The organism is Dermatophilaceae bacterium Soc4.6, assembly GCA_039889245.1.
Taxonomy (GTDB): domain Bacteria; phylum Actinomycetota; class Actinomycetes; order Actinomycetales; family Dermatophilaceae; genus Lapillicoccus.
Window position 1 is genome coordinate 833,689 of the sequence record JAZGVH010000002.1, and the last position, 18,361, is coordinate 852,049.

Consider the following 18,361-nt stretch of genomic DNA (forward strand, 5'->3'; position numbering starts at 1 on the left):
GTCCGGCGACGACGGCGACGCCACGCTGCGCCGGTCGAGTCCACCAGAGAATGTAGCGTGACGCCGACGCAGAGCCGGGACCTGCGCCGCAATCTGGACGGTAGGGGCATCGGGTGCACGTCAGGACGTCCTGACCGGTCGGCGACGGGGTAGCGTCGCCCCTGTGACTGCGCCCACAGCTGCCGCATCCGTCCCCACGACCCGCGCGACCCCTTCCTCGCTCCTCGCCCGTGCGCTTCCGGCCGGGGTGTTGCCCCTCGGCCGGATCCCCGTCCAGGACGTGCGTCCCCTCGTCGACGGGGGGGCCCGACCCGCCAAGGCGGTGGAGGGCGAGGACTTCGTGGTCGCCGCCCAGGTCTTCCGCGAAGGGCACGACGCCGTCAACGCGACGGCGGTGCTCACCGACCCCGACGGGGTCGACCACCACTTCGCGATGGCTGTCGACGACCCCGGCCTGAAGTGGTGGAGCGCCACCGTGCGCGCCGACCGCCCCGGCGCCTGGACCTACCGGGTCGACGGCTGGTCCGACCCGGTCGCCACGTGGGTGCACGACGCGACCATCAAGGTCGAGGCCGGCATCGACACCGAGCTGATGCTCCAGGAGGGGGTGCGCGTGCTCGAGCGCGCCCTCGCCGCCGTGCCGACCGACACCGACGCGCTCGTGGTGCACGAGGCGGTGACCGCCCTGCAGGACGACTCGCGTCCGGGCCTCGAGCGGCTGCACGCCGCCACGTCGCCCGCGGTGCTGGCGTTCTTCGACGCCCAGCCCTTCCGTGAGCTCGTCAGCCCCAGCCCGGCCTACCCGTTGCTGGTCGAGCGACAGCTCGCCCTCTACGGCGCGTGGTACGAGATCTTCCCCCGGTCCGAGGGCGCCTGGCACGACGAGGAGACCGGCCGCTGGCACTCCGGCACCCTGCGCACCGCGGCCGAGCGGCTGCGCGGCATCGCCGACATGGGCTTCGACGTCGTCTACCTGACGCCGGTCCACCCGATCGGGACGACGGCCCGCAAGGGACGCAACAACTCCCTCACCGCACAGGACGGTGACCCCGGCAGCCCCTACGCCATCGGGTCACCCGACGGTGGGCACGACGCGATCCACCCCGACCTCGGCACGTTCGACGACTTCGACATCTTCGTGCGCGCCGCGCGCCGCAACGGCCTCGAGGTCGCCCTCGACCTGGCGCTGCAGTGCAGCCCCGACCACCCGTGGGTGACGCAGCTGCCCGAGCTGTTCACCACCCGCGCCGACGGCACCATCGCGTATGCGGAGAACCCCCCGAAGAAGTACCAGGACATCTTCCCGCTCAACTTCGACAACGCGCCCGCCGAGGCCTACGCCGAGGTGCGCCGGGTCGTGCAGGTCTGGATCGACCACGGGGTGACGCTCTTCCGGGTGGACAACCCGCACACCAAGCCGGTGCAGTTCTGGCAGTGGCTGATCGCCGACGTGGCCACGGACCACCCCGAGGTCATCTGGCTCTCGGAGGCCTTCACCAACCCGGCGATGATGCACACGCTCGCCAAGGCCGGCTTCCAGCAGTCCTACACCTACTTCACCTGGCGCAACCTGCGCTGGGAGCTCGAGAAGTACGCTCGCGAGCTCGCGGTCGACACGGCCCACTTCCTGCGTCCCTCGTTCTGGCCGACGACGCACGACATCCTCACCCCCTACCTGCAGTACGGCGGGCCGGCGGCCTGGCATCTGCGGGCGGCACTGGCCGCGACCCTCTCCCCCACCTACGGCATCTACGCCGGCTACGAGCTGATGGAGAGCGTCGCGCGCCGGGGCGTCGAGGAGCAGGTCGACAACGAGAAGTACGAGTACAAGGACCGCCGCTGGGCCGACTACGCGCCAGGAGGAGCCAAGGAGGGCCAGTCCCTCGCCGGCTTCCTCACGCTGCTCAACCGGATCCGGCGCGAGCACCCGGCCCTGCACTGGCTGCGCAACCTCAGCCTGCACACCGCCGACGACGAGAACGTCATGGTCTTCTCCAAGACCCGGCCGCTCGACGACGGCACGCACGACACCGTGCTCGTGGTCGTCAACCTCGACCCGCACGCCACCCGCGAGACGACCGTGCACCTCGACCTACCGGCGCTGGGTCTCGACTGGGACCGCCGCTTCGCCGCGCACGACCTCGTCTCCGACGAGACCTGGGACTGGGGCGCCGACAACTTCGTGCGGCTCGGGCCGGAGACCCATCCCGTGCACATCATCGCCGTCACGGGGTACTGACCCCCCATGGCGACCATCCACGACACGACCCTGACCCCCGGCAAGCTCGAGCTGCTCGAGGCCTGGCTCCCCGCCCAGCGCTGGTGCGCCGCCAAGGGCAGGGTGCCTCGCCTGCGCGACCTGGGGGGCTACCGGCTCGACGACCCCGCCGGCGAGGTCGGCATCGAGGTGCAGGTCGTCGTCGACGACGCCGGCCCCACCCCCGTGGTGTACCAGGTGCCGGTCACCTACCGCAGCGCCCCCCTGGCGGGTGCTGAGGCGGCCCTCATCGGGGAGTCCCAGCACGGCGTGCTGGGCCGCCGGTTCTTCTACGACGCGCCGCACGACCCCGTCTTCGTGGCGGCCCTGCTGGCTCTCGTCGAGGGCCGGGTCGAGGCCCAGCACCAGGACCTCAGCGACGAGGTCGACGACACGGTCGAGGGGGTGCACGTCGCCGGCCCGCAGGTCACGCTGGTGAGCTCGGCCGTCCTGCGCGGCGAGCAGTCCAACACCTCGATCATCTGCGACGTCACCGACTCGACGGGCGCTCCCGCCGAGCCCATCATCATCAAGCTCTTCCGCACCCTGCAGGCGGGCGACAACCCCGACGTGGTCGTGCAGTCCGCGCTCACCGAGGCCGGCTCCAGCCAGGTGCCGCAGACGGTCGGCTTCGTCACCGGCACGTGGACCGACCCGGCCGTCGCCGGGGCCGCACCCCATGACCGGGCCCACGCCGTCACCGGCCACCTCGCCTTCGCCCAGCGCTTCTTCGAGGGGGTCGAGGACGCCTGGCGGGTGGCCCTGCGGGCCGCACGGGCCGGCACCTCGTTCGCGACGCAGGCCCGAGAGCTCGGCGAGGCGACCGCCCGCATCCACGTCTCGCTCGCGAGCGCCATGGGCACGACACCGGTCACCGAGGCCAGCCGCGAGCCGCTGCTGAGCTCCGTGGCGCAGCGGTATGCCGCGGCCCTCGCCGAGGTGCCGGCTCTCGCCGACGTCGAGGGGCTCACCGACGGCGTCCCGGCCGTCATGGGTCGGCTCGCCGACGCGAGCTGGCCTGCGCTGCAACGGGTCCACGGCGACTACCACCTCGGCCAGGTGCTGCACGTGGCCGATCGCGGATGGGTCGCCGTCGACTTCGAGGGCGAGCCGCTGCGGCCCCTGTCGGAGCGCGTGCTCCCCGACCTCGCGTGGCGTGACGTCGCCGGGATGCTGCGCTCCTTCGACTACGCGGGTGGCTCGGTCGAGCTCGAGCAGCCCGGCAGCGACGCGCGGCCCTGGGTCGAGCAGGCCCGCGAGGCCTTCCTCGACGGATACGCCGCGGTGACGGGCACCGACCCCCGCACCGATGAGGCGAGCCACGACCTGCTCACCGGGCTCGAGCTCGACAAGGCGCTCTACGAGGTCGTCTACGAGGCCCGCAACCGTCCCACCTGGCTCGCCATCCCGACCGCCGCGGTCGCCCGCATCGTCGCCGCCGCCCTCACACCACCCCCCTCCTCCACCCCTCTCGCCGAAGGACCCCGGATGACCACGGTCCCCACATTCGCCCAGGTTGCCGACGAGAGCGCCGTCGACGCGTTCCTCGAGGCCCGCCACTCGCAGCCCCACGACCTGCTCGGCCACCACCTCGGCCCGGGGGGACTGACGGTGACGACCTACCGCCCGCTGGCCCGCTCGGTCCGCGCCCGGCTGGCCGACGGCACGGTCCTCGACCTGCCGCACGTCAAGGGCGGGGTCTGGTCGGGGACGGCGCCCGCCGTCACCGCGACCGCCGACTACCGCCTGCTCGTGACCTACGACGACGGCCTCGAGCACGAGCAGGACGACCCCTACCGCTTCGCACCCACCCTGGGTGAGGTCGACCGCCACCTCGTCAACGAGGGCCGCCACGAGCAGCTCTGGACGGTGCTGGGGTCGCACGTGCGCACCTACGGCGGTCCGCTCGGTGACGTCACCGGTGTGTCCTTCGCGGTGTGGGCACCTCGCGCCACCGCGCTGCACGTGATCGGCGACTTCAACGGCTGGAGCGGGATCTCGCACCCCATGCGCCGCCTCGGCGAGAGCGGCATCTGGGAGCTGTTCGTGCCCGGTGCCACCGAGGGGATGAACTACCTCTACGCCATCCGTGGCGCCGACGGCATCACCCGCAACCACACCGACCCGATGGCCCGGCGCACCGAGGTCGCGCCCAAGACGGCGGCGATCGTCACCGAGAGCCACTACACGTGGCAGGACGAGACGTGGATGGAGCGCCGCGCCCGCGAGAACCCGCACACCGGCCCGATGAGCGTCTACGAGGTGCACCTCGGGTCGTGGCGGCAGGGTCTGAGCTACCGCGAGCTGGCCGAGCACCTGGTCAACTACGTCGCCGACCTGGGCTTCACCCACGTCGAGCTGCTCCCCGTGATGGAGCACCCCTACGTGCCGTCGTGGGGGTACCACGTCACGGGCTACTACGCCCCGACCTCCCGCTTCGGCAGCCCCGACGACTTCCGCTTCCTGGTCGACGCGCTGCACCAGCGCGGGGTGGGCGTGATCCTCGACTGGGTGCCCGGGCACTTCGCGACCGACGCGTGGGCCCTGGCCCGCTACGACGGCCAGCCGCTCTACGAGCACCCCGACCCGCGCAAGGGGTGGCACCCGGAGTGGGGCTCCAACATCTTCGACCTCGGTCGGCCCGAGGTGCGCAACTTCCTGGTCGCCAACGCCCTCTACTGGTTCGAGGAGTTCCACATCGACGGGCTGCGGGTCGACGGTGTCGCCTCGATGCTCTACCTCGACTACGCGCGGCAGCCGGGGGCCTGGATCCCCAACGCCTACGGCGGCCGCGAGAACCTCGAGGCGGTGCAGCTGCTCCAGGAGACGAATGCGACGGCCTACCGTCGCGTGCCCGGCATCGTGACCATCGCCGAGGAGTCGACGTCGTGGGACGGCGTGACGCGCGAGACCGCGACAGGCGGTCTGGGCTTCGGCTTCAAGTGGAACATGGGCTGGATGAACGACAGCCTGAAGTACCTCGGGCAGGACCCCATCTACCGCCAGTACCACCACAACTCGATGACCTTCGCGCTGATGTACGCCTTCACCGAGAACTTCGTGCTGCCCATCAGCCACGACGAGGTCGTCCACGGCAAGGGCTCGCTCCTGCGCAAGGCCAAGGGCACCCGAGACGAGCAGCTCGCGACCCTACGGGCCTTCCTCGCGCACATGTGGGCGCACCCGGGCAAGCAGCTGGTCTTCATGGGGTCGGAGTTCGCCCAGGAGTCGGAGTGGGCCGACGCCCGCAGCCTCGACTGGTGGCTGCTCGACCAGCCGGCCCACTACCGCGTGCACGCGCTGGTCAAGGACCTCAACGCGCTCTACCGGCGCCGGCGCGAGCTGTGGGAGCTCGACACCGACCCGGCCGGGTTCACCTGGCTCAACGCCGACGACTCGAGCCACAACACGTTCTCCTACCTGCGGTTCGGCTCGGGTGACCGCGCCACCGACGCGCCGGTGCTCGCCGCGGTCGTCAACTTCAGCGGCAGCACCCACGAGGCCTACCGGATCGGCCTGCCCCGCGGCGGCCGGTGGACGGTCGTGCTCGACACCGCCGGATACCGGCCCGAGGCCCCGAGCTCGACGGGGGTGGTCCACGAGGCCCTCGACGAGTCGTGGGACGGGCAGCCCTACTCCGTCGACGTGATCGTGCCGTCGCTGTCGGCGGTGTGGCTGATCCCGGTGGAGGACGAGCCCGCGCCGGTCGAGACCGCTGCGGCCCACGCGATGATCGAGGGGGAGACCCGATGAACGACCCCCGCGCCGGTCAGCTCGCCCAGGCCGTCGACCTCGTCGACATCGACGCCCTGGTCGGCGCCTACTACGACCGACACCCGGACGCGACGAACCCCGACGAGCAGGTCGTCTTCGGCACGTCGGGCCATCGTGGGTCGAGCCTGCGCACCGCCTTCAACGAGGACCACATCCTGGCCACCACCCAGGCCATCTGCGAGTACCGCTCCAGCGCCGGGGTCGACGGCCCGCTGCTCATCGGGCGCGACACCCACGGCCTGTCGGCGCCGGCCTGGAAGAGCGCCCTCGAGGTGCTCGTCGCCAACGGCGTCACGGTGCTGGTCGACGACCGGGACGGCTTCACGCCGACGCCGGCCGTCTCCCACGCGATCCTGCGCCTCAACAAGGGCAAGCAGGGCCCTGGGCTCGCGGACGGCATCGTCGTGACGCCCTCCCACAACCCACCGGCGGACGGCGGCTTCAAGTACAACCCCACCCACGGCGGGCCTGCCGACAGCGACGCCACGTCGTGGATCGCCGCCCGGGCCAACGAGATCATCGTCGGAGGCCTTGCCGCCGTGAAGCGGGTGGCGCTCGACCGCGCCCTCGGAGAGGTCGGCCGATACGACTTCCTGGGACACTACGTCGACGACCTGCCCAACGTCGTCGACCTGGCCCGCATCAGGGAGTCCGGCGTGCGCATCGGGGCCGACCCGCTCGGGGGCGCGTCCGTGGGCTACTGGGGCGAGATCGCCGAGCGCCACGGCATCGACCTGACGGTCGTCAACCCCCGCGTCGACCCGCAGTGGGCCTTCATGACCCTCGACTGGGACGGCAAGATCCGCATGGACTGCTCCTCCCCGTATGCCATGGCCTCCCTCATCGAGCGTCGTCACGACTACGACCTGTCGACGGGCAACGACGCCGACTCCGACCGTCACGGCATCGTCACTCCCGACGCGGGTCTGATGAACCCCAACCACTTCCTCGCGGTGGCCATCGGCTACCTCTACGGCGGGGCCCGACCGGGCTGGCCCGCCGGCACCGCCATCGGCAAGACGCTCGTCTCGTCGTCGATGATCGACCGCGTCGCCACCGACCTGAGCCGGGAGCTGCTCGAGGTGCCCGTGGGCTTCAAGTGGTTCGTGCCCGGTCTGCTCGACGGGTCGGTCGGCTTCGGTGGTGAGGAGTCGGCAGGGGCCTCGTTCCTGCGCTTCGACGGGTCGGTGTGGACGACCGACAAGGACGGCATCATCCTCGCGCTGCTCGCCTCCGAGATCCTGGCGACCACGGGCCGGACCCCCAGCGAGCACTACGCCGACCTCACCCGCGCCCACGGTGACCCTGCCTACGCCCGGATCGACGCCGCGGCCAGCCGCGAGGAGAAGGCGGCCCTCGGTGCCCTGACCCCGGAGGCGGTCACCGCGCAGACCCTCGCCGGCGAGCCGATCACCGCGAGGTTGACGTCGGCCCCGGGCAACGGCGCCCGGATCGGCGGCCTCAAGGTCACCACCGAGAGCGCGTGGTTCGCTGCTCGCCCGTCCGGCACCGAAGACGTCTACAAGATCTACGCGGAGTCGTTCCGCGGGGCCGAGCACCTCGCCCAGGTGCAGGCCGAGGCGAAGGACGTCGTGGCCGCCGCCCTCCGCTCGTGACCGGCGACCGACCGCTCGGGCGCCTCGTGCTCGTGACCGGGGCGTCCGGCGTCGACCCGCACGAGGTGGCCCGCGCCCTGGCGCTGCGCTTCGACCGCGCGGTGCACGTCGACCTCGAGGCGCTGCAGCAGCTGGTGGTGACCGGGTCGGTGGTGATGACCGACGATCCGATGGCCTCGGGGCCCCCGCCCCCCGACGGGGTCGAGCAGCTCTTCCTCCGCTGGCTCGCCGGCATCGCCGTCGCCGAGACCTACCAGCGCGGCGGATTCGACGCGGTGCTCAGCGAACGGGTCGCCGGCGACCTGCTCGACGACCTGCTCGACTTCGTCGACCCCTCCCCCGTGCACCTGGTCGTGCTGCGTGACGTGGCCGACCCCACGGCTGAGGCGGACGCCGACCGCCGGGGTCTTCACCTCGACCCCCGCCCGATACCCCCCGACCAGGTCGCCGCGACGCTGGTCGACCGCCTCGACGAGGCGCTGGTGCGCTCGTAGCCCTCGGATGGGTCCGTCCGGGATCGTCCGGTCCGGGAATACCCGCGGTCAACGAGGGCTTGGAGAGGTTGCCGGAGAAAACCTCCCGCAGCCTCGTCCCTGTGCCGACCGACCCGATCGGGTGGAGGCACAGGACCCAGTAGGGAGTCGCCCCATGACCGCCGTCCCTGACACCACCTGCAGCGCCTCGAGCCACGACGTGCCGACGATGACCGACGCCTCGGGGTCGCCCCAGCCCAACCTCGCGACCCTCGCCCGGCTGCGCGTCGGCGGGCGCAACCCCCTGCTGCGTCCGACGCGCCGGGCCCGCCGGGGCTGACGCGTCAGAACAGGGCGGTCATCAGGGCCTTGCGGGCCCGCTCGACCCGCTCGTCGCCCGGCCCGACGATCTCGAAGAGCTCGACGAGGTGCAGCCGGGCCCGGTTGCGGTCGTCACCACCCGTGACCCGCACGAGGTCGACGAGACGCGAGAAGGCGTCCTCCACGTGGCCACCGAGCACGTCGAGGTCAGCCACGAGCACCTGGGCGTCCACGTCGGTGGGCGCAGCCGCCGCTGCTGCCCGGGCCGCCACCAGGTCGGCCCCCTCGGTGCGTTGCATCAGCTGCACCTGGGCCAGGCCGAGCTTGGCCTCGGCGTCGGCCGGGTCGGACGCGAGCGCACCCTCGTAGGCCGCGACGGCGGCGGCGAGGTCTCCGGCGTCGATGGCGTCATAGGCCGCCTGCACGTGGGCGGGCAGCTCGGGCTCCGGCTCGGGGTCGTCCGCGACGGAGCCCTCGTCCGGGGCCGAGACCTCGATCCGGCCGGTGACCCCCTGCTGGAGCGCCAGCTTGAGCAGCTCGTCGAGCCACGGGGCGATCTCCTGCGGTGACAGCAGCCCGGCGAAGAGCGGCACGGGCTGACCCTGCACGAGGCCGAAGGCCGCGGGCACCGACTGCACCTGGAAGGCCCGCTGCAGACCGGGGTTGGTGTCGACGTCGACCGAGACCAGCTGCAGCCGACCCGCGTAGGTGCTGACGACCCCGGCGAGCGTCGCGACGAACTGCTCCGACTCCGGCAGCCGGGCCGACCACAGCAGCACGACACTCGGCACCCGCACGCTCGAGGTGGCGATCTCCTGGAAGCCCGCGTCGGTGCCCTGCACCACGAGACCGCCGCCGGCCGGGGCCGCACCGCCCGCACCGGCAGGCGCCGGGGCACCACCCGCAGGGGGAGCGGGTCGCTTCAGTGACGAGAGGTCGATGGCGCCGCGCAGGGCGGAGGAGGAGAAGGGCTGCTGGGTCATGCGGACATTCTCTCTTGGTCAGGCGCCCTGGGCGGCATACAGGTGCTCCTCGCCGCCGACGACCGTGGCCGCCCCGGAGGTGGGCACGACGAGCGCGACGACCTCGTAGGTCGACAGGTCGGCCTCCGACGTCACCGACCTCAGCCCACTGAGGGTCGTGAAGGCCTTCGTCAGCGTGAGCGAGCCGCTCTTGACCAGCACCGTGTCGCTGCGCTCGATCACCGCGAAGACCAGGGCCGACTGCCCGCCGGCCGTGCGCAGCCCGCCGCTGATGGCCCGCGCCTCGTGCTGCTGGCGGAAGGAGCCGAAGGAGGCGAGGGCAGCAGCCTGCTTCGAGGCGTTGGCGCGCACCGCCGTGCCGAAGGCGTCTCCCGCGGTGATGCCGGGGGCGACGGCCCGGGGGCTGCTGGGGTAGGCCAGGGACGCGGCATACCCCTCGACGAGCGTGGTGTAACGCCCGGTCGCCGACGTGTCGGCGTCCGTCAGGGCGGGCGAACCGGTGGCGACCGGGTCGAAGCCCGGCACCTGCGCCCCCGGCAGCATCGAGACGCTCGCCGAGATGCGGTAGGGGGTGCGCACGTCGGGAGTGGTGAGCAGCATCAGGACGGGCAGACCGGAGGCCTTGAGGCTGCTCTGCACCACCATGGTGCGCGGGTAGCCGAGGTCGCGGGCCACCGCCAGGACGACGGGGGGTGAGTCGACGAGGGCCTGCTGCGCCAGGGTGGTCCCCGAGGTGACCTTGGCCAGCCTGGCGTCGGCGCGCGCCGCCGCCAGGGCATCCCCGACGAACACCGCCTTGCGCAGGGCGTCGCCCTCGGGTCCCGGTGCGGCGACCGCGCGGCGGGCCTGGTCGACCACCCGCGTGGCGACGACCTGGGCCCGGTCGGCCTCGACCGCGGCACCGACGGTCGCGGTGGGAGCGGCGCCGACGCCCACCACCGCACCGCACGCGCCCAGCACCAGGGCGGTCGTGGCGGCGAGCACCGCACCGCCGGTGACGCGCCGCAGGTGTGCGCTGCGCGGGCGGACGACGGGTGCGGTCATGGCCGGGCCTCCGGGGTCGAGGCGGTCGCTGCTGCGGGATCGGCGGACGCGCCGTCAGGCTCACCGGCGGCGGAGGTGCCCGCCGTGCGCACGGCCTGCGACGTGCCCGGTTCGTCGGTCACCGACCGGCTCGCCGCACGGCGTCGCGCGCCCGGGCGGCCGTAGGGCACGAGGTGGCCGAGCTGCCGCACGAGCCACCAGCCGGACGCCCCCGCGACGATGGCGCCGATGACCACGGCGACGACGGCTTCGAGGAACCAGGTGGAGTGCTTGCGGGTCATCACGACCGTCACGGGGTCGGTGCCCGTGGGGCCCGTGGGCACGACGAGGACGGCGTCGGACCCCGCGTCGGTGACCTCGAGGGCGCCCCGTCCCGTGGCGCGCCACACATCGAGGCCGCTGGGGTCGGCGAGGTCTCCCGAGCCCGTGGGGGCGAGGTCGAGCACGCGTGCGGGGAAGCGAGCCTTGGTCGCCTCCAGCACCCGGGCGCCCGCCACCACGGAGGCGACCTCGCTGGAGCGGGCCTCCGCGAGGAAGATGCCGTTGCCAGCCTCGCCGGCCCCCCCGGCACCCTGGTATGCCGTCACGGTGACGGGCACGTCCAGCTCGCCGAGCACGTCGGCGCCGATGACGACGGGCCCGGTCGCCCGGGCGGTGAAGCGTGCGGTGCCACTGGGTCCCAGCACGACAGCGAGCCACAGACCGAGCGCGGCGACGACGAGACCGACCAGGGCGAGGAGGGTCACGGCGACGCGGCGGGCGATGATCACGAGTAGGGGTCCTCCGGTGCGGGGCGACGGGCTCCCGCGGTGAGGACGCGGCCCGGTCGGGCAGTCGAGAAACCACCATGACACAGGCGGGTCGGCAACCCCGAATCGCCACCGGTCGCCGATCTCCCCCGAACCCACTCCCACTTGTTGCGGTGACCGCCGCAAACAATCGGACAAATCAGGACACGCAGCCAGCCCTCACCGCAACAACTGGGTGTGAGGGGTGGGCTCGGGTCGCCGCATCCGCTGCTCCTGCGCGCCGATGCCCTCGTGGGCGCGCACGGCGCCGTCGGGGGTGAAGCCGTGGCGCCGGTAGAACGACTGCGCACGTCCGTTGGCCGCCAGGACCCAGACGCTCGCGGGTCGACGGCCGAGCACGTCGACGAGGAGCTCGTCGGCCAGGCCGCTGCCCTGCGCGGACTGGGCGACGTTGATCGAGTAGAGCTCCCACGCGGTGGAGGCGTCGTGGTCACGGCTCACTCCCCCGCTGGCCAGCCCCACGACCGACCCGTCGACGTCGAGGGCGACGAGCACCCGGCAGTCGTCGTCGTGGTGCTCCACCCGCAGCGTGAAGCCGTGGTCGGCGCGCCGGGCGCTCTCAGTCACGGGACGCGCGGGCCTCGATCGCCCGCTCCAGTCGCTCGACCTTGCCGTCGATCTCGCCGACGAACCCCGGCCGCAGGTCGGCCTTGAGCACCAGCGAGACCCGGGGGCTGACGGCGGCCACCGCGTCGACCGCACCCTTGATGACGGCCATGCACTCGTCCCACTCGCCCTCGATCGTGGTGAACATCGAGTCGGTGCGGTGCGGTAGCCCACTGGCTCGCACCACCTCGACGGCGGCGGCGACCGCGTCGTGGACCGAGCCGGTCTCGTCGGCGGCGGCAGCAGGGGCGACGGAGAAGGCGAAGAGCATGCCCACACCGTATGCCGCCATCGACCCCGACACCGGAATAGCCACCGCCGCCAGGGTGCTGTCGCGAGGGAACGGGCCGGTCCACGGCCCCCGCCGAGAAGAGGTTCGTCGATGAGGGTCACCGTCCTGGGCACCGGGATCATGGGCAAGGGGGTGGTCCACAGCCTCCTGCGCGAGGGCCACACCGTGACCGCCTGGAACCGCACACCCGCGAGGGCGCAGTCGCTGGCCGACGACGGCGCCGTGGTCGCCGAGTCGGTGGCCGAGGCCGTCGCGGACGCGGAGGTGGTCATCCTCACGCTCTTCGACGCCGACTCGGTGGTCGACGCACTCGACGAGATCGCCCGTTCGGGGCCGGGAGCCGACCTCGTCGTGGTCCAGGCGAGCACGATCGGCGTCGAGGGGACCCGTCGTGCGGCCGCCCGGGCCGCCGAGGTGCCCCTGTCCTTCGTCGAGGCGATGATGCTGGGCACGAAGGCGCCGGCCGAGAACGGTCAGCTCGTGCTCCTCACCGCCGGTGACCCGTCGGTGATCGAGCGCGCCCGGCCCGCGCTCGAGGCCATCAGCGCCCGGACCGTCTCGGCCGGGTCGGACCTCGGTGAGGCCACCGCGCTCAAGCTCGTCTGCAACGCGTGGATCGCCTCGGTCACGGCCGCCGTCCCCCAGTCGGTCGCACTGGCGCAGGGACTCGGCGTCGACCCGGCCCTCTTCCTCGAGGCCATCAGGGGTGGCGCCGTCGACACGCCGTACGCCCACGTCAAGGGGAAGGCGATGATGGGCGCCGACTGGACCCCCTCGTTCGCCCTCGACGGGGTGCGCAAGGACCTCGGGGTGATCACCGACGCGGCCACGGGATCAGGGGTCGACACCACCCTGCTCGAGGCCCTGCAGGCGGTCTTCTCCGCGGCCTCCCTGGCCGGGCACGGGGCCGACGACATGGCGGCCGTGCTGACGGCCTTCACGCCGCGCCCCAGCTGACCCGGGTCAGACGCGACCGGCACCGGTCTCGAGCGCGAGGACGTCGCCTGGCGTGTGCTTGACCCTGGCGGCGTGCACCCGGGCGTGCGCGATCGCCTCGGGGGTCGTGGCGAAGAGGTGGCGCTCGTGCGCCAGCACGGCGTAGACCCCCAGCTGGGTGAGCACCTGCTCGTGCGAGGGTCTGACGCCCGAGAGCATCACCGTGACCCCCCGGCTCTCGAGACGACGGACCGTGTCGGCGAGGACGGCGGCGCCCGTGGCGTCGATGGCACTGAGGTGGGTCATCCGCAGCACCACGACCCGTACGCCGCCGAGGTCGGACAGCTCGAGCAGGAAGTCGTGCGCGGCGGCGAAGAACAGCGGACCCTCGAGGCGGTAGGCCACGATGTGCTCGTCGAGCAGCGACCGCTCCTCGTCCTCGTGACCCAGGGGGTCGAGGGGGCTCTCCAGCAGGCTCGCCGCCTCGGCCGCCTGGTGCAGCGCGAAGCCACCGGCGACGACGAGCCCGACGACGACGGCGGTGACCAGGTCGAGCGCCACCGTGGCGACCGCCGTGACGACCAGCACCACGGCGTCACCGCGGGTGGAGCGCAGCAGGACCCGGACACTCGAGACACGCACCATCTGCACGGCTGTCGCCACGAGCACCCCGGCCAGCGCCGCGAGCGGGATCATCGAGACCCACCGGGAGGCGACCAGCACGATCACCAGGAGCACTCCGGCATGGATGAGGGCAGCCGCCCGCGACGTGGCCCCCGTGCGCACGTTGACCGCGGTGCGGGCGATCGCGGCGGTCGCGGGGATCCCGCCGAAGACCGGCGCGGTGAGGTTGGCCAGCCCCTGGCCGAAGAGCTCGCGGTCGGAGTCGTGTCGCTGCCCCACGGTCATCCCGTCGGCCACGGACGCCGACAGCAGGCTCTCGAGGGCGGCGAGGGCGGCGACCGCGACGGCGGGCACGAGCAGCTGGCCCAGGTGGTCGAAGGACGGCAGTCGCGGCGCCGGGATCGTCGAGGGGATGCTGCCGATCGACTCGGCCCCCAGGTGGAGGCCCGCGTCGAGCCCGGTGGCGATCACGATGGCGATGAGGGAGAACGGCACCCCGCGGCGCAGGCGGGCACCACCCAGGACGAGCGCCACGGTGCCGGCCGCCAGGGCCAGGGCGGGCCAGTGCGGGGACCCCAGGCCCACGACGAGCGCGGCGCCGGCCAGGGCGGTCACCTTCTCGGCGTGCACGTGCACCCCCAGCACCGCGGGCAGCTGCTGCAGCCCGATGATGACGGCGATGCCGATGGTGAAGCCCTCGACGACCGGCACCGGCACGTAGCGGATGAAGCGACCGGCCCGGACGAGGGCCAGCCCCACGAGCACCACCCCGGCCATCAGCCCGACGGTGAGCACGGCCTGCGGCCCGTAGGTCGCGACGATCGGCACGAGCACCACGGTCATCGCACCGGTGGGCCCGCTGACCTGCACGTGGCTGCCGCCGAAGACCGCGGCGACGACCCCGGCGACGATCGCCGTGACCAGACCCGCGCCCGCGCCCATCCCCGAGCTCGCCCCGAAGCCCAGGGCCAGGGGCAGGGCGACCAGCCCGACCATGACACCGGCCAGCAGGTCGCGGCGGGGGTGCGTGCGCATCGCCGACCAGTCAGCGCGCCGCGGCAGCAGCGCGGTGAGGCGCCCGAGCGCATCGGACCAGCCGGCACGACGGACGACGGGGGTGCTCACCAGCTCGACCGCAGGGTCGCGTCGCTCAGCTGCGACTCCAGCTCGGACGAGAGGCTGGCCATGCGGGACATCACCACGCGCGCGGCCAGCAGCAGGTCACGGACCTCGGGCACCGACAGCGCGTAGAGGACCTCACCCTCCTCGCGCCGGGAGACCACGAGCGAGGCACGCCGCAGGACGGCGAGCTGCTGCGAGAGGTTGCTCGGAGCCACCCCGATCTGGGTGAGCAGGTCGCGTACTGGCTGCTCGCGCTCGCTGAGCAGCTCGAGGATGCGGATGCGCACGGGGTGACCGAGCGTGCGGAAGAGCTCGGCCTTGGCCTGGTAGAGAGGGATCGACACGGGCACCTGTCATTCGGCGACGCCGTTCGGCGTCATTGTCGTGCGCGATATGCACATGTATGCATGTGAAGAAGTCTGCAACTCCACCGCCAGCATACGCGCACCCACATCGGGCATCCCCCCGTGCCGGAGCTCGCGCCTAGCGCAGGATCTCGGTGAGGCCCTCGACCAGCCGGTCGCAGTCGGCGGCGTTGGTGTAGGAGGCCAGCCCCAGCCGCAGACCCCCGGTCGACCCCAGACCGAGGTGGCGCGAGGCCTCGAGGGCGTAGAACGACCCCCCGGGGGCGTTGACCCCCCGCTCACCGAGCGCGGCGTGCAGGGCGGCCGGCTCGTGCCCGGCGACCTCGAGCAGCAGGGTGGGCGTGCGGCGACGGGCTCGTGAGCGGCAGGTGACCCCGGGTAGGGCGACCAGACGCTCCTCGAGGTCGACCCGCAGGGCGTGCTCGTGCGCGTCGATCGCAGCCATCGACATGGTGAGCCGCGTCGACAGGCTCCCCTCGCCCGGCACCGCGCAGGCGAGGACCTCGACCGCCGCGGTCGTCCCGGCCATCAGCTCGTAGGGCAGGGTGCCGAGCTCGAACCGCTCGGGCACGGCCCCGCTCGAGGGCAGCAGCTTGTCGGGGTGCAGGGTCTCGAGCAGGCCCGGGTCGGCGGCGAGCACGCCGCAGTGCGGCCCGAGGAACTTGTAGGGGGAGCACGCCACGACATCGGCGCGCAGCTCGCCGAGGTCGACCCGGTGGTGGGCGGCGTAGTGGACCGCGTCGACGAAGAGCAGGGCGTCGACGTCGTGGACCCGGTCGGCGATGGCCGGGATGTCGGGCATCGTCCCGATGAGGTTCGAGGCCGCCGTCACGGCGACGAGCCGCGTGCGAGCCCCGAGCAGGGGCGCGAGGTCGGCCGGGTCGAGCTCACCGGTCCAGGGGTCGAAGTCCACCCAGCGGACCACCGCGCCCACCCGCTGCGCGGCGAGCACCCAGGGCCTGATGTTGGCGTCGTGGTCGAGTCGGCTGACGACGACCTCGTCGCCCGGTGCCCAGTCGGCGCTGAGGGTGCGGGCGAGGTCCATCGTCAGCTGGGTCATGCTGCGGCCGAAGACGACCCCACCCGGGTCGGCGCCGAGGAAGTGCCCCATGGTGTCGCGGAAGGCGAGCACCGTGTCGTCGGCATTGCGCTCGGCCGCGGTGGTGCGTCCCCGGTTGGCCATGGGCGAGGTCAGCGTGCGCGCGATGGCCTCGGCCACCGGGGTGGGTGTCTGCGAGCCGCCCGGCCCGTCGAAGTGCGCTGCCCCTGCTCGCAGGGAGGGGAACTGGGATCGGAAGGCCTCGACGTCGAAGGGCGCGCTCACGCCCCCACCGTAGGCGGTGGTCAGGGCACCCGCAGCACCGCGACCCCGTGGGGCCCCAGGGCCACTCCCCCCTCGACGAGGCGGGTGGTCGTGCGGTCCCACGTGAGCACGAGCTGCGCCCCCGCATCGTCGGGGTGCAGCGGCACCGTGCCGGGGGCGCCGCTCACGTTGGCGACGACCCGCAGCCGCGAGCGCGCCACCCGGATCCACTCGCCACCGGGGTCCGAGTCGGCGGTGACGTGGTCGAGCCGGTCGTCGACGAGCTCGGGGTCCTCGCGGCGCAGGGTGAACAGATCGGTGTACCACCGCAGCATCCGCGCGTGGTCGGCCTCGATCACCTCGTCCCAGAGCAGCACGCTGCGGTCGCGCGTCGCACCGTCCTGCGGGTCGGGCACGTCGACGCCGTCCCACCCGTGCCCGGAGAACTCCCTGCGCCGACCCTCGCGCACGGCGTCGGCGAGCTCGGGCTCCTCGAAGTCGGTGAAGAACTGCCAGGGGGTCGAGGCCGCCCACTCCTCGCCCATGAAGACCATCGGGGTGAAGGCCGACAGCGCGTAGAGGGCGGCACCGATCGCCTGCTGCCCCGGCGTGATCGACGCCGAGATGCGGTCCCCGGTCGCCCGGTTGCCCACCTGGTCGTGGGTCTGCAGGTAGCCGACGAAGCGCCGCCCCGGGTGCACCTCGGGATCGACGGGCGCCCCCCACTCCTTGCCGCGGAAGGTGGAGAAGCGGCCGTCGTGGAGGAAGACCTCGCTCAGCGTCTTGGCGACCACGCCCTGCTCGGCGAAGTCGGCGTAGTAGCTCTGCGACTCACCCGTCAGCGCCGCGTGGAGCGCGTGGTGCACGTCGTCGGCCCACTGGGCGCTCATGCCGTAGCCCCCCTGGTCGGTGGGGGTCACCATGACCGGGTCGTTGAGGTCGCTCTCGGCCACGAGCGTCAGGGGTCGCCCCAGCTGGCGCGAGAGCGCGTCGACCTCGTCGGCGAGCTGGGCCAGCACGTGGCGCGCGGAGTCGTCACGCAGCTCGTGCACGGCGTCGAGACGCAGCGCGTCGACGTGGAAGTCGCGCAGCCAGCGCAGGGCGTTGTCGACGATGAAGCGGCGCACCACGTCGGAGCCGGTGTCGTCGAGGTTGACGGCCGGGCCCCAGGGAGTCGTGTGCTGCTCGGTGAAGTAGGGCCCGAACTGGCCCAGGTAGTTGCCGCTGGGGCCGAGGTGGTTGTAGACCACGTCGAGGCACACCCCGAGACCACGGGTGTGGCAGGCGTCGACGAAGCGCTGGAAGGCGGCGGGGCCACCGTAGGCGTCGTGCACGGCATACAGGCCGACTCCGTCGTAGCCCCAGCCCCACCGCCCGGGGAAGGCGGCGACGGGCATGACCTCGACGACGTCGACCCCGAGGCCGACGAGGTGGTCGAGCCTGCGGGTCGCGGCGTCGAAGGTGCCCTCCGGGGTGAAGGTGCCGATGTGCAGCTCGTAGACCACCCCGCCGAGGGCTCCGCGCCCGCGGCGCGGCCCGCGCCAGCGCACGTCGGACCACACGCGGTGGGCGACGTCGAAGGTGCGGCTCGACCCGTGCACGCCGTAGGGCTGCCAGGCGCTGCGCGGGTCGGGCAGCGGCGGGCCGCCGTCGACCCGGAACGCGTAGTCGACCGGGTAGTCACCGTGCTCGGCCCGACGCCACACCCACCAGCCACCGGGTGCGTGCTGCATGGGCATGGTGGTGACCACGCCACCCACGGGCGAGACGTCGATGTGGACCCGTTTCGCGTTGGGGGCCCAGACGCGGATCTCGTTGCCAGTCACAGGAGTCGAA

15 protein-coding genes are annotated in these 18,361 nt (G+C 72.9%); 6 read left to right on the forward strand and 9 right to left on the reverse strand.

What is annotated here, in order from left to right; all coding sequences use genetic code 11:
* Positions 1-163 precede the first annotated feature (163 nt).
* The 5 genes from V3N99_03935 to V3N99_03955 all read left to right on the forward strand — a co-directional run bounded on the left by V3N99_03935 (position 164) and on the right by V3N99_03955 (position 8,460).
* Positions 164-2,239, forward strand: a complete 2,076-nt coding sequence (locus tag V3N99_03935; GenBank protein MEO3935891.1) for a maltotransferase domain-containing protein — start codon at positions 164-166, stop codon at positions 2,237-2,239.
* Between the two features lie 6 nt (positions 2,240-2,245).
* Entirely contained in the window at positions 2,246-6,010 is a 3,765-nt protein-coding gene (gene glgB, locus V3N99_03940; GenBank protein ID MEO3935892.1) for a 1,4-alpha-glucan branching protein GlgB, read from the forward strand.
* The gene (pgm, locus tag V3N99_03945) at positions 6,007-7,647 is read left to right on the forward strand and encodes a phosphoglucomutase (alpha-D-glucose-1,6-bisphosphate-dependent) (GenBank protein ID MEO3935893.1); all 1,641 of its coding nucleotides are present in this window, start codon (positions 6,007-6,009) and stop codon (positions 7,645-7,647) included. Before glgB ends, pgm begins: the two co-directional genes overlap by 4 nt.
* Complete coding sequence (locus V3N99_03950) at positions 7,644-8,141, forward strand: hypothetical protein (GenBank protein MEO3935894.1); 498 nt, start codon at positions 7,644-7,646, stop codon at positions 8,139-8,141. Before pgm ends, V3N99_03950 begins: the two co-directional genes overlap by 4 nt.
* Before the next feature lie 154 nt (positions 8,142-8,295).
* Complete coding sequence (locus V3N99_03955) at positions 8,296-8,460, forward strand: hypothetical protein (GenBank protein ID MEO3935895.1); 165 nt, start codon at positions 8,296-8,298, stop codon at positions 8,458-8,460.
* A 4-nt stretch (positions 8,461-8,464) separates the two neighbouring features.
* Here V3N99_03955 and V3N99_03960 read toward each other — a convergent pair whose 3' ends face one another.
* The 5 genes from V3N99_03960 to V3N99_03980 form a co-directional block, all read right to left on the reverse strand.
* Complete coding sequence (locus tag V3N99_03960; GenBank protein MEO3935896.1) at positions 8,465-9,424, reverse strand: tetratricopeptide repeat protein; 960 nt, start codon at positions 9,422-9,424, stop codon at positions 8,465-8,467.
* 18 nt (positions 9,425-9,442) lie between these two features.
* On the reverse strand, positions 9,443-10,468 hold the full coding sequence (locus tag V3N99_03965) for a hypothetical protein (protein ID MEO3935897.1): 1,026 nt from the start codon (positions 10,466-10,468) through the stop codon (positions 9,443-9,445).
* Positions 10,465-11,238, reverse strand: coding sequence for a hypothetical protein (locus V3N99_03970; GenBank protein ID MEO3935898.1), 774 nt, complete (start codon positions 11,236-11,238; stop codon positions 10,465-10,467). Before V3N99_03970 ends, V3N99_03965 begins: the two co-directional genes overlap by 4 nt.
* Before the next feature lie 198 nt (positions 11,239-11,436).
* On the reverse strand, positions 11,437-11,844 hold the full coding sequence (locus V3N99_03975) for a GNAT family N-acetyltransferase (protein ID MEO3935899.1): 408 nt from the start codon (positions 11,842-11,844) through the stop codon (positions 11,437-11,439).
* Positions 11,837-12,154, reverse strand: coding sequence for a thiamine-binding protein (locus tag V3N99_03980; protein ID MEO3935900.1), 318 nt, complete (start codon positions 12,152-12,154; stop codon positions 11,837-11,839). Before V3N99_03980 ends, V3N99_03975 begins: the two co-directional genes overlap by 8 nt.
* A gap of 111 nt (positions 12,155-12,265) precedes the next feature.
* On the opposite strand from V3N99_03980, the gene V3N99_03985 reads away from it, so the two are divergent.
* Positions 12,266-13,132 carry an NAD(P)-dependent oxidoreductase gene (locus tag V3N99_03985; GenBank protein ID MEO3935901.1) on the forward strand — a complete coding sequence of 289 codons (867 nt, stop codon included), beginning with the start codon at positions 12,266-12,268 and terminating at the stop codon, positions 13,130-13,132.
* Positions 13,133-13,138: 6 nt separating this feature from the next.
* Here the strand turns inward: V3N99_03985 and V3N99_03990 are convergent, their stop codons facing one another.
* From V3N99_03990 to treZ, 4 genes are all read right to left on the reverse strand, one after another.
* Positions 13,139-14,860, reverse strand: a complete 1,722-nt coding sequence (locus V3N99_03990) for a SulP family inorganic anion transporter (GenBank protein ID MEO3935902.1) — start codon at positions 14,858-14,860, stop codon at positions 13,139-13,141.
* Complete coding sequence (locus V3N99_03995) at positions 14,857-15,201, reverse strand: metalloregulator ArsR/SmtB family transcription factor (GenBank protein ID MEO3935903.1); 345 nt, start codon at positions 15,199-15,201, stop codon at positions 14,857-14,859. The genes V3N99_03990 and V3N99_03995 overlap by 4 nt, the downstream gene beginning before the upstream one ends.
* Before the next feature lie 139 nt (positions 15,202-15,340).
* The gene (locus V3N99_04000) at positions 15,341-16,546 is read right to left on the reverse strand and encodes a cysteine desulfurase-like protein (protein MEO3935904.1); all 1,206 of its coding nucleotides are present in this window, start codon (positions 16,544-16,546) and stop codon (positions 15,341-15,343) included.
* A 20-nt stretch (positions 16,547-16,566) separates the two neighbouring features.
* The gene (gene treZ, locus V3N99_04005) at positions 16,567-18,351 is read right to left on the reverse strand and encodes a malto-oligosyltrehalose trehalohydrolase (GenBank protein ID MEO3935905.1); all 1,785 of its coding nucleotides are present in this window, start codon (positions 18,349-18,351) and stop codon (positions 16,567-16,569) included.
* Between the last annotated feature and the right edge of the window lie 10 nt (positions 18,352-18,361).

What these genes read in the sequence shown, in the direction of transcription:
- V3N99_03960 (MEO3935896.1), bottom strand. Translation starts at nt 9,424, where the DNA reads ATGACCCAGCAGCCCTTCTCCTCCTCCGCCCTGCGCGGCGCCATCGAC.
- V3N99_03955 (MEO3935895.1), top strand. Translation starts at nt 8,296, where the DNA reads ATGACCGCCGTCCCTGACACCACCTGCAGCGCCTCGAGCCACGACGTG.
- pgm (MEO3935893.1), top strand. Translation starts at nt 6,007, where the DNA reads ATGAACGACCCCCGCGCCGGTCAGCTCGCCCAGGCCGTCGACCTCGTC.
- V3N99_03980 (MEO3935900.1), bottom strand. Translation starts at nt 12,154, where the DNA reads ATGCTCTTCGCCTTCTCCGTCGCCCCTGCTGCCGCCGCCGACGAGACC.
- glgB (MEO3935892.1), top strand. Translation starts at nt 2,246, where the DNA reads ATGGCGACCATCCACGACACGACCCTGACCCCCGGCAAGCTCGAGCTG.
- V3N99_03965 (MEO3935897.1), bottom strand. Translation starts at nt 10,468, where the DNA reads ATGACCGCACCCGTCGTCCGCCCGCGCAGCGCACACCTGCGGCGCGTC.
- V3N99_03985 (MEO3935901.1), top strand. Translation starts at nt 12,266, where the DNA reads ATGAGGGTCACCGTCCTGGGCACCGGGATCATGGGCAAGGGGGTGGTC.